At 36.1% G+C, this 11,001-nt stretch carries 15 protein-coding genes; 11 read left to right on the top strand and 4 right to left on the bottom strand.

The features are described 5' to 3' along the window. Positions 1-278 precede the first annotated feature (278 nt). From ACW8TM_RS12030 to ACW8TM_RS12020, 3 genes are read left to right on the top strand one after another with little or no spacing between them, the layout of a single operon-like run. Positions 279-404, top strand: coding sequence for a hypothetical protein (locus ACW8TM_RS12030; RefSeq protein WP_491533547.1), 126 nt, complete (start codon positions 279-281; stop codon positions 402-404). A 55-nt stretch (positions 405-459) separates the two neighbouring features. Further along, positions 460-1,191, top strand: a complete 732-nt coding sequence (locus tag ACW8TM_RS12025; RefSeq protein WP_491533546.1) for an ECF transporter S component — start codon at positions 460-462, stop codon at positions 1,189-1,191. 50 nt (positions 1,192-1,241) lie between these two features. Beyond that, positions 1,242-2,246, top strand: a complete 1,005-nt coding sequence (locus ACW8TM_RS12020) for an AIR synthase family protein (RefSeq protein WP_491533548.1) — start codon at positions 1,242-1,244, stop codon at positions 2,244-2,246. 5 nt (positions 2,247-2,251) lie between these two features. On the opposite strand, the gene ACW8TM_RS12015 is transcribed toward ACW8TM_RS12020, so the two are convergent. Further along, positions 2,252-3,190 carry a carbohydrate kinase family protein gene (locus tag ACW8TM_RS12015; RefSeq protein WP_491533545.1) on the bottom strand — a complete coding sequence of 313 codons (939 nt, stop codon included), beginning with the start codon at positions 3,188-3,190 and terminating at the stop codon, positions 2,252-2,254. 148 nt (positions 3,191-3,338) lie between these two features. On the opposite strand from ACW8TM_RS12015, the gene ACW8TM_RS12010 reads away from it, so the two are divergent. From ACW8TM_RS12010 to ACW8TM_RS11980, 7 genes are all read left to right on the top strand, one after another. Then, entirely contained in the window at positions 3,339-4,649 is a 1,311-nt protein-coding gene (locus ACW8TM_RS12010; RefSeq protein ID WP_491533544.1) for a putative sugar nucleotidyl transferase, read from the top strand. A 182-nt stretch (positions 4,650-4,831) separates the two neighbouring features. Further along, on the top strand, positions 4,832-5,083 hold the full coding sequence (locus ACW8TM_RS12005; RefSeq protein ID WP_491533543.1) for a hypothetical protein: 252 nt from the start codon (positions 4,832-4,834) through the stop codon (positions 5,081-5,083). 44 nt (positions 5,084-5,127) lie between these two features. Further along, positions 5,128-5,574, top strand: coding sequence for a hypothetical protein (locus ACW8TM_RS12000; protein ID WP_491533542.1), 447 nt, complete (start codon positions 5,128-5,130; stop codon positions 5,572-5,574). Further along, positions 5,567-6,406 (top strand): phosphoadenosine phosphosulfate reductase domain-containing protein, encoded by an 840-nt coding sequence (locus ACW8TM_RS11995; RefSeq protein WP_491533541.1) that lies wholly within the window; start codon positions 5,567-5,569, stop codon positions 6,404-6,406. The genes ACW8TM_RS12000 and ACW8TM_RS11995 overlap by 8 nt, the downstream gene beginning before the upstream one ends. A 19-nt stretch (positions 6,407-6,425) precedes the next feature. After that, positions 6,426-6,941 (top strand): DUF2208 family protein, encoded by a 516-nt coding sequence (locus ACW8TM_RS11990; protein ID WP_491533540.1) that lies wholly within the window; start codon positions 6,426-6,428, stop codon positions 6,939-6,941. A gap of 96 nt (positions 6,942-7,037) precedes the next feature. Continuing rightward, the gene (locus ACW8TM_RS11985) at positions 7,038-9,203 is read left to right on the top strand and encodes a CDC48 family AAA ATPase (protein WP_491533539.1); all 2,166 of its coding nucleotides are present in this window, start codon (positions 7,038-7,040) and stop codon (positions 9,201-9,203) included. Between the two features lie 17 nt (positions 9,204-9,220). Continuing rightward, positions 9,221-9,487, top strand: coding sequence for a DUF3850 domain-containing protein (locus ACW8TM_RS11980; protein ID WP_491533538.1), 267 nt, complete (start codon positions 9,221-9,223; stop codon positions 9,485-9,487). Positions 9,488-9,491: 4 nt separating this feature from the next. Here the strand turns inward: ACW8TM_RS11980 and ACW8TM_RS11975 are convergent, their stop codons facing one another. From ACW8TM_RS11975 to thiW, 3 genes are all read right to left on the bottom strand, one after another. Beyond that, positions 9,492-9,851, bottom strand: coding sequence for a hypothetical protein (locus ACW8TM_RS11975; protein ID WP_491533537.1), 360 nt, complete (start codon positions 9,849-9,851; stop codon positions 9,492-9,494). Between the two features lie 5 nt (positions 9,852-9,856). Then, positions 9,857-10,129 carry a hypothetical protein gene (locus ACW8TM_RS11970; protein WP_491533536.1) on the bottom strand — a complete coding sequence of 91 codons (273 nt, stop codon included), beginning with the start codon at positions 10,127-10,129 and terminating at the stop codon, positions 9,857-9,859. Positions 10,130-10,191: 62 nt separating this feature from the next. Beyond that, entirely contained in the window at positions 10,192-10,683 is a 492-nt protein-coding gene (thiW, locus tag ACW8TM_RS11965) for an energy coupling factor transporter S component ThiW (protein WP_491533535.1), read from the bottom strand. 95 nt (positions 10,684-10,778) lie between these two features. Here thiW and ACW8TM_RS11960 point away from each other — a divergent pair. Continuing rightward, the coding region (locus ACW8TM_RS11960; protein WP_491533534.1) for a hypothetical protein at positions 10,779-11,001 on the top strand (223 nt) is incomplete at its 3' end.

The raw sequence follows: 11,001 nt of genomic DNA, 5'->3' as shown, positions 1-11,001 counted from the left end.
GTAATAACTCGTAGAGGTAGTGTAGGACTAGGGTCATTTTACTTACCTAAATGGCATAAACGTCCAAGAGAGCATTTGTTGAGAGCATTAAACATTAAAATTACAAAACTAAAGCAACTAGATGAAGAGGAAAAATAGGTTTTGTTAATAGTTGTAATAATTTTTAATTCATAATATTAATTATTGAACAAAACTAATATATCTCACGTACCATGAGATTTTAAGTAAATGATGGTGAATTAAATAACTAAGGATTAAATGGGACGTGGTGGCTTATTATGGTTATAAGTTGTAAGATTGGAATAAAAATAACAACAAATAAAATAGTCAAAATACAAAATTTTGTAAATTTTATGGTGTTAGAGGGTTTAATATTAGATTACGTTCATATATTTAATGTTTAATATTATATTAAATACTTCTTTGTGAAATTTTGTTTAGATGTTTGGAGGGGATTAGTTGTTTTCCAATAGATCTTTGCCTTGGAAGATTAGTGTTTCTGCTATGATGGCTGCCTTGGTTTGTGTTGCTACTATAGCTTTTCAAGTCTATATTCCTGAGACTCATGGTTATTTTAATATTGGTGAGGTTGCAGTTTATGTTTCTGCTATTCTTTTTGGGCCGGTTGTTGGTGGTATTGCTGGTGGATTTGGTTCTGCTTTAGCTGATTTATTGACGGGTTATGGATTTTATGCTCCTGGAACCCTTGTTATTAAGGGTGTTGAAGGATTGATTGTTGGTTTTCTTAGTCTTTATTTTAGGAGGTTTACTTCTAGGATGTTTTGGAGGAGTATTATTCTTGTTTTCGCATTTATTACTTCTTCTTTAATTTTCTTTATTGGTTCCACTTACTATAGTGGTTTGATGGAGTTGTCGCTAGGTTTTCCTTATTTTGGCTATAATACTTTTCTTATTGAAATTCCTTGGATTTTCTGGGTTTTTCCTTCAATTTTTCTTTTAATTTTCCTGTTGTATCTTTCATTTAGAGTTGATGTTGAGACTTCTGGCTCCATTGTTGCTACATTAATTGGTGGGGGTGAAATGGTTTTTGGTTATTTTATCTATGAATTTTATGTCTTGTCTTTTGGTTTGGCTGCGCTTGCTGAGGTTCCATTTAATATTTGTCAAATGTTAGTTGGAATTATAGTTTCTATTCCAGTTGCTAAATCTGTTTCTAAATATTTAAAATAAATTGAAGGGAATGTGGATATATGAATGATTGGAGATTACGTTTGGGTAAGATGTCTCCAGATGTTCTTGAATCTATAGTTTTTGAGCGTTTAGGAGTTGTTGATCCTAGAGTTTTGGTTAAGCCTAAGATTGGTGAGGATGCAGCTATTATCGATTTTGGTGATAGTGTCTTAGTTTTACACTCCGACCCTATTACTGGTGCAGTTGAGAATATTGGTTGGCTTGCAGTTAATGTTAGTTCTAATGATGTTGCAACGAGGGGGGCTAGGCCTAAGTGGCTCTCAGTTGTTATTTTGCTTCCTGAAAATGCCACTTTAGACTTGCTTGATGATATAACTAGGCAGATTGATCTGGCAGCTAAAGAGTTGGGGATGATGGTTGTTTGTGGTCATACTGAAGTTACCCCCTCGCTTGATCGTCCCATACTGATTTGTACTGCTATTGGTGAAGCTTCTAAGGATAAGTATGTGACTAGTAGTGGAGCTAGAGTTGGTGATAAGATTATACTTACTAAGGGGGCTGCTATTGAGGGTACTGCTATTTTAGCCCATGAATTTGAAGATTATCTTAAGAGTAAATTGCCAGTGGAAATTGTTGAGAGGGCTAAAGAGTATATCAAGTATATTAGTGTTTTGAGGGAGGCTATGATTGCTATTGATGTTGGTGGAGTAACTGCAATGCATGATCCAACTGAGGGAGGTGTTTTAGGGGGTCTTCAAGAGTTGGCTAGGGCTTCTGGGGTTGGCTTTATTCTTTATGAGAGTGACGTTATAGTTAATGTTGAAACCAAAGTTATTTGTGATGTTATGAATGCTGATCCATTAAGAACTATAGGTTCAGGTGCTCTTTTAATTACAGTTAGGCCTGGGAGGGCTGATGAGCTTGTTGGAAGATTAAGGTCTTCTGGAATAGAAGCTTCAATTATTGGTGAAATTGTGGATAGAGATAGAGGTGAATTTCTAGTTAAAAGGGATGGTTCTAAAATTAAGTTGACTGAGATTGTTCAAGATCATTTATGGTTGATATTGGAGAGAAAACATGAATTTCAAGTTTAATTTTATTAGTTGGCTTCTTTTTTTATGAATTCTGTGATGCTTTTTTGAATTCCTTTTTCCCTTAAATTTATAATGTATCTTACAATGTCTTCTGGTTTTGTGAATTTTAAGTTTAATAGTTTTTGGAATCCCCATCCCATGCATTTTATGCTCGCAATTATTGAGGCTACTGTTATTGCCTTTGATATGTCTCCTGTTAATTTATATGCTGCTAGAAATGCTCCGCACCAGCAGTCTCCTGCTCCAGTTGTATCAATTACCTTTTCTCCAAGGGTTGATAGTGCAGGTATCATGGTAATTGTATTATTACTTTTTATGATGGCTCCTAGTGACCCTAAGGTTACTACAAGTAATCTGCATTTGAGTAATGATATTGCTAGTGATAATGAGTCTGTTTGTGTTAGCTTTTTAATTTCATGTTCATTTAATATGAATACATCTGTTTTTAATGCAATTTTCTTTAAGGTTTCTCTTTCAATTTTAGTACTCATATAGCCTTCCCAAGTGTTAATTGAAATCATTGTTTTTGGTGAAATTCTTCTTATTCTATCAATTATTTTCTCTACTTTTATTGGCCGCATTGGACATATGTGGATTGTTGCTTTTGATGTTATCCAGTTTGTAGGTATGATATTTGACCTTATTTGTGCTCCTGCACCTATATTCGTCTTAATGTAGTGGGCTTTCCAATTTTCATCATATCTTATTGTGAAGCTTGTTGAGGGTATGTTGACTATTCTTATTTCCTTATGCTTGAATAATTCTAGTATATCCATGTATTTGTAGTCTTGCCCTATTGCAGATACTATTCTTACATCTGGGAATAGTGTTCTTGCTGCTATTGCTGCGTAGAGTGCTGCTCCTCCTGGTTGTTCATTTTCTCCATTAATATTTATGATGTGGTCCATTGATATATGTCCTACGAATACTAGGTGTCCTAGCATTTGTTCTCAACTCATCTTCTTGTAAGTGAATATAATGTATTTTTAATGAAAAATATATTGGTGGGTTTACTTGTAAAATTTATTTCACTTTTTGTGAAAGTAAATTTAATTATAACTGTTTGTCAGAGTATTGCTGAAGGTGAGATGTATGCACTTAATGTTGTTTGAAGATTCATATTTCAATAATTTTAAGCCATTAACCTATACTAGAGCTGTCTTTGAATTAAAGTGTGGTATGCTTAGTTTTTTAGATAGAGCTTTAAAGATAATTCCTCATCAGCGTGTTTTCCTAGGTGTCCGAAGCTATTTGGAGAAGATTGAGGCTTTTAGATATGGGGATGTTATTGTTAATTCTGTTAATACTCTTGATGATGATTTAATATTGATTAATGGCCGCCTAATATTTGATGATCGGTTCAATTTATTCCTGGAAAAATTAATGCATACTAAAAATACTGTTTATGTTCAAGGTAATAGTGTTGTAGCAGGTTTAATATCTAGAAATGTTGCTAGGAATGTTTTTTGTGATAAAAAAGATGGTTTAATTAGTTTTCGAGATTTCTTAGGATTTAAAGATAATTTAAGTATTGTGAAGATAAATGAACTTACCTTGATTTATAACCTATGGGATTTAATTGAATTTAATAAATCTCTCTTAAATTATGACTTCAATCTAATTGTTAAGGAGCCGAGAATTTCAGGTGAAGTTGATGATAAAGTAGTAGTTTATGGTGATTTTAGGAATCTTCATGTGGAGGAGAATGTTATTATTGAAGGTAATGTTAATATTGATGTTAGAAGTGGTCCAATATATATTGATAGAGATGTCGAGATTCAAGGTCCATCAAGTATTCATGGTCCCTGCTATATTGGTAGGAATACTCGAATTGTAAGTGGGGCTAGGATTAGAAGTTATTGTAGTATTGGTGAGACTTGTAGGATTGGAAGTGAAGTTGAATCTTCTATTTTTCATGGTTTTTCAAATATGTATCATGCTGGTTTTATGGGTCATTCATATGTTGGAGAGTGGGTTAATATTGGTGCTCTTACAGCTAATTCTGATTTAAAGAACACTTATGGTTTAGTAAAGATGGAAATTAATGGTAGATCTATTAATACTGGCAGGATTAAGGTTGGATGCTTTATTGGTGATCATGTTAAGACTTCAATTGGATGTCAAATATATACTGGAAAATTGATTGGAGTTTCTTCTCATTTGCATGGAGTGGTTTTTGAAAATGTGCCATCTTTCACAATTTATGCTAAAAGTTTTGGACTTGAACCAGTAGAATTGACCTTGAATTCTGCAATTAGAACTATGACTAGAATGTATGAGAGGCGTGGTAGGAGGCTAAGTTCAGTGGAGGTAGAGTTAATGAAAAAAGTTTTTAAATTAACTGAGGAGGAGCGTAATAAGTTTGGTGTTAAGAGAGGTGTTTTTTCATTCCGTAAAGTTTAATTTAATTTTAGCTTATTTTGTTGATAGGTGGTATGGGTGGTTAGGTCTGGAGGTTATATGCGGGAATTGCATTAAAATTAATACATATATGGCAGAGAATTCAGTGTAATTCTCCAAGCGTCAAGACATATTGGAATGGGGATTATTGGAAAAATGTTTTAATTAAATTTGCTTTAATAAAGTTGACAAAGAGACAAAAGCAAATTTTAGTGGAGGCATATTTTAGTTCAGATAATACTATGACTTTAACTGCATTAGCAAGAAAGATTGCTTCAAAAACTAGTATTCCCGAGTCCACCGTTAAGTGGAATTTGAGAGTTCTTAGGGATCTTGGATTATTGATTGGTGGATCGATGGATCAAAAGAATGTTCCATTTAGATTTTCAGAGGCTGGTCGGTTAATAGTTAAATATTTGATTGGGATGGGATTTTAAAAATTAATTCATTTTTACTTTTATTTATATTTTGGAGGTTGACGATGTTTAATTTAATTGTTAGGGCAAAGAAGGATGCTGATGCTACTAGAGCGGCTTTAAATAGATTTTTCAAGGATTGGAATATTAAGATTCATACTTTAGGTGGTAAAATTTCTAATGATGAAGTATTAGATGTTATATCTTCAATTGTTGATGATAAGTCATTTTTTATTGTTTTAATGGGAAGAAATGAGAGGCATTTAATGAATTTTGACAAGTTATTTCCCGATAATGTTTCATTTTACCTTATTAATAAAAGTAGGGTTAGGAATGCTAGGTTAAAGGAAATAGCATTAGGTTTTGAATATGGTAGAGCTAAAATTAGGAATGTTGTTGGCTGGAATGGTCAAGCATACTTCTTTAGTAAGTTGGCTAGAGAATTTATTTTCTCTTCAAGCATACCTGCTATAGATATTTTCATTGGTTTTGATGGTTTTAAAAGTGATTGAATCTAGAATTGGTAGACTTGGAAAATATCCTCTGGTTATTCGAGATTATTCTGGAGTGCATTACGTTTATTCTGGTGCCTTTAAGGTTGCTGAAATGAAAATTCCAAGTGTAGGTGAAGATTTCTATGTTAATCGCTTGTCTAATAGGTATTTCGATGTAGATTTATGTTCAATTGTGTCGAGTAATACGAGTATTATTAAATTGTATGAGAAAATTTCTATGAATTTTTTGAGTAAATTTAAGGGTGAGGGTGATATAATAGTTCCATGGAGTGGGGGAAAGGATAGTACATGTGCATTGGTTTTAGCTCTTAAAACGTTTGGAAAAAATGTTGTTCCAATTTTTGTTGATACTGGTCTTGAATTTGAGGAGACTAGAGAGTATATTGATGAGATTTCCAGTAGACTTGGAATAAGTGTTGAAGTTGAATATGCCCTTATAGATAGAGAATTAAATGTCAGAGGATTACCTTCTCTTGACAATAGATGGTGTACTCGTTTAAAAATTAGGGCTTTATACGATCGAATTAAGAAAATTTCAGATAAACCTATCGTTGTTGTGGGAGATAGGGATGTGGAGTCTAGGCTTCGAAGTTTGAGACCTCCCATAAGGTGTCATGAATTTGTACTTCAAATAGCTCCTATGAAGATGTGGCCTACATGGCTTTCACAGTTATACTTAATTTATAATAATTTGCCTTTGAATAGGCTTTACTACTATGGTTTCTATCGTATTGGATGTTTTATTTGTCCTTCACTCCGGAGTTGGGAGAGAATTGTTATGCGGGAAATGAATATTAAGGGTTATAGGTTATTAGGAGCATATAAATAAGTTTAAAGCAGAAATTTCTATGAGGTGTGTGGTACTGTCTGAATTTCAAGTTTTCTATGAAGTGGATGCCACTAATTTGAAGGATGCTGATAAAACTAGGAGGTATTTAAGGACTATTGGTTTAATTGCTTTATACTTTGGAATTGTAATGGTGTTGTATCTTCTTATTTTAGAGCTTTCATTGATTGTCTTATTTGTAATGTTAATGTTTCTTCCACCTGCCTTTGTACCTTCAGTTGCAGTGTATAAGATTACTGATAATGGTATAATTGACTTGAAGGGTAGGACGATACCTATCTACCCTGAGTATAGATTTGTTGCAAACGAGGAGAGAAATTTTGTTTCAGTGTTTAAGGGTAGACGGGAACTCTTTATGCTTTATACTCCGGAGCCAATGCGAGTAATGCGTATTCTTGAGCGTGTTGCAAGGATTATTAAACGCAAGGAGGAAGAGGCGAAAAAAGCGGAAGAGGAAACTGAAGAGAAGGATATATCTTCGGAGGCTAGTGGAGAAGTAAAAAATGAAGATAGGTAGCGTAATGTCTTTTAAATCACTTCTATTTTGATTTTAACTTAAAATTAATTAGTTGGATTTCCTTACTTATTCTGACACTGATGTTGGTGGGGAGTTATGAGTGGAGAGGTTAAAGTTAGAGTTGCTGAAGCTAAAACTAGAGATTTTGGAAGGAAGATTATTAGGTTAGAGAGAAATGCTATGAGGAAGCTTAATATTAGTCCTGGAGACTTTGTTGAGATTATTGGTCCTAAAGGTTCTGCTGTATGTCAAGTTTGGCCTGCTTATCTTGAAGATGAGGGCGGTGGAATTGCTAGAATTGATGGTATTACGAGGGAGAGTATTGGTGTTGGTGTTGGAGACTTTGTTCGTGTAAGGCGTGTTGAGGTTTCTCCTGCCTCTAAAGTTGTTATAGCTCCAACTGAGCCTATAAGATTTGGACCTGACTTTATTGAATATGTTAAGCATCAACTTTTCGGCAAGCCCGTTTCTAAGGGTGAAATTATAATTATTCCCGTTTTTACAACTGAATTACGCTTTATAGTTACTTCTACTCAGCCTACTCAACATGTCTACATTACCCCTGAAACCGAACTTCAAGTTAAGGAGACTCCTATTCGTGAAGAGGCTGTTGTACGTGGTGTTCCTAGGGTTACATGGGAGGATATTGGTGATCTAGAGGAAGCTAAGCAGAAGATTCGTGAAATTGTTGAGCTTCCACTTAAGCATCCAGAATTATTTAGACATTTAGGTATTGAACCTCCTAAGGGCATATTGCTTCATGGTCCTCCTGGTACTGGTAAAACTTTATTGGCTAAGGCTTTAGCTAATGAAGTTGGTGCATACTTTGTTTCAATTAATGGCCCAGAGATTATGAGTAAGTTTTATGGTGAGTCTGAAGCTAGATTGAGGGAAATCTTTAAGGACGCTGAAGAGAACGCTCCTTCAATAATATTTATTGATGAGATTGATGCTATTGCTCCAAAAAGGGAGGAGGTTACTGGAGAAGTTGAGAGGAGAGTTGTTGCTCAACTATTAGCTTTAATGGATGGCTTGAAGGAGAGAGGTAAGGTAATTGTTATTGGTGCTACTAATAGGCCTCAAGCAGTTGATCCTGCCTTAAGGAGACCTGGAAGATTCGATAGAGAAATTGAGATTCGCCCCCCTGATAAGCGGGGTAGGAAGGAAATTCTTCAAGTGCATACTAGAAATATGCCTTTAGCTGATGATGTCAACTTAGATGAGTTGGCTGAAATTACTCATGGATATACTGGTGCTGATTTAGCTGCATTAGCTAGAGAAGCAGCTATGACTGCTCTTAGACGTTTTCTACCCCAAATTGATCTTTCTCAGCCATCAATACCTGTTAATGTGCTACAGAAACTTAAAGTTACAAGGAATGATTTTATTGAGGCTATGAAGTATATTCAACCTACCTTGTTGAGGGAGATTTATGTTGAAGTTCCTGAGGTTCGATGGAGTGATATTGGTGGATTGGAAGGTGTCAAGCAAATTTTGAGGGAGGCAGTTGAATGGCCTCTTAAGCATCCTGAAGTATTTATTAAAATGGGTATTCGTCCACCTAAAGGTATTCTACTCTATGGTCCTCCTGGTACTGGTAAAACTCTGTTGGCTAAGGCTGTTGCAACCGAGAGTGAGGCAAACTTTGTTTCAGTTAGGGGGCCCGAGCTTCTAAGCAAATGGGTTGGTGAGTCTGAGAGAGCTATACGTGAAGTTTTTAGGAGAGCTCGTCAAGCTGCTCCATGTATAATTTTCTTTGATGAAATCGATGCCATTGCTCCTGCAAGAGGTTATCGTGTTGACACTTCCGGTGTGACTGATAGAATGGTGAATCAATTGTTAGCTGAAATGGATGGGATTGTACCATTACAAAACGTTGTGGTAATAGCTGCCACCAATAGGCCAGATATCATTGATCCTGCTCTTCTACGTCCAGGACGATTTGACCGTATAGTTTATGTTCCTCCACCTGATTTTGAGGCTAGGTTAGAGATATTCAAAATACATCTTAAAGACACACCTTTAGACAAAGATGTCGACCTAGAGAAATTGGCCGAGAGAACTGAGGGATATACTGGCGCTGACATCGAAGCAGTATGTAGAGAAGCTGTTCTAATAGCCCTAAGGGAGGAGTTTGCCATAAAACCTGTTTCCATGAAGCACTTTGAAAAGGCACTAGGGGTTGTTCCTCCAAGCCTAAGGCCGGAGGATATAAGGAGGTATGAAGAAATCGGTAGAGAGTTGAAGAGGGCTTTAGCATAGTTACTTGAGGTGAAATTTTGCCCAGAAAAATTGTAAAGAAAATACTTCCAGTATGGTTTGAAAAAATTGTCAGTGGTGAAAAGCGAGTTGAAGTTAGACTTGCGGATTTTGACATAAGTGAGGGTGATCTTCTAGTCCTGAGGGAATGGGATCCAATAAAGCAGAGCTTCACTGGAAGAGAAATTGTAAGGCAGGTGAAGAGAGTTCATAAGGTGCCTATAAGTGACTATTATGATGTTGAAGAAATTAAAAAATATGGAATTTATTTAATTGAATTCTCCTAGCTTCTTATTTTTTACTTAATGTTTCTCTTAACTCTCTGATTCTCTCCTTAACGCCCTTAAGTTCCTCTTTTATATCCTCCAATTCCTCTTCTAGTGTGCTCTTATAGTCTTCCAACATTTCTAGTTCATCTTCGGGCGCGAGTGGCAGTGGAGGTGCCATAGGCATGTAGTAATATGGATAGGGTGGAACTGGAGGGTATGTATATTGTGTCTGCTGAGAGGGTTGCTGTGTTTGCTGTTGAGGTTGTTGTGTTGGTGGAAGTGGTGGAGGAGGATACCAGTATTTCATTCTTCGCCTTCCTCTTAGGAGGAACATTGGCTGAAACATAAATGGTGTATAGTACATCCAATAGTATGGAGTCATCGATTTCACCACCATAGTCTAAACCATGGGGTGTAATGGTAATATGGTGCATAGTGCATCCATGGATAATACATTGTCCACGGATAATATGGCGTGTATGGGTAGTACCCGTACCATGGAAGCATCCAGCCAGGTCTACCAAACAGCCACCAGCATGCTCCTCTGCCGAAGAGCCATCCCGGTCTTTGCCATGGTGGTAAGTAGCTGAATGGTCCCCTGCCAGGCCATGGTCCCATCCAGCTTATTCTACCGCGACCACGACCCCAACCCCATGCCATTTCATCACCTCAAGTATTTTGAGTGATGAGGTGAAATATAAATTTTGTGCAATTGCACAAAATTAGGATTGAAATGCTCTCTTGGTAATCTTTAATACTATGTAGCCTACAAGTGAACCTGGAATGCTACTAGTCAAGAATGCTATAATGAATATCTCGGGGGCCATTGTTTTTCCTGCCATAGGACCGACAATGTATGCGCTTAATAATGCTCCCATAAAGGTTCCAATAGGTTCAGAAAGTGCAGCTTCGTCACGTCTCATTAGCTTATATATTAGTCCAACAATCACTGCACCAGGTATTCCTCCTGGAAAGGCAAATATGGTTCCTGTTCCAAGCATGTTTCTAATAATTCCTGTGAAGAGTGCAGCTAAACCTGCGTACCATGGTCCAATTAATACTCCGGCTAAGCCGTTGATCATGTGTTGAAATGGATAGCACTTAGTCGGTCCTACGACAAAGAACAATGGAGATAAAACTACTCCTAAGGCTGCAAATATAGCTGTTAAAGCTAGCTTTTTTAGATCGAAGTATTTTGTTTCATCATTTGTCATTGTTCTACTCCGTCTAAGTTAAATTCAACTTAGCTTTTAAATTTTAATGTGTTAACTGCAAGGTTTTAAATATTTTTCTGGTATTGGAGTTGATGATGGATGATCCCACGGTTAAAGGGATTTTAGCCAGGAATCTTAGCAGTAATAGTAAGAGGCTTTACTTGTTGGCTGTAAAGCATTTCTGCAGTTATTTAGGTTTGCCTCCAAGTGAGGCTTTAAGGAAGATTAAGAGTATGAGTTTAAGTGAAGTTTTAGATGTTTTCAGAGACTATATGATTTACAGTAGAAATAGGCTTTCAACTGCTTCGCTGAAGCTTT

It is taken from the genome of Candidatus Culexmicrobium sp., from assembly GCF_058356305.1.
The sequence above is the reverse complement of the archived record's forward strand: the minus strand, read 5'-3'. Positions and strand labels throughout refer to the sequence as shown.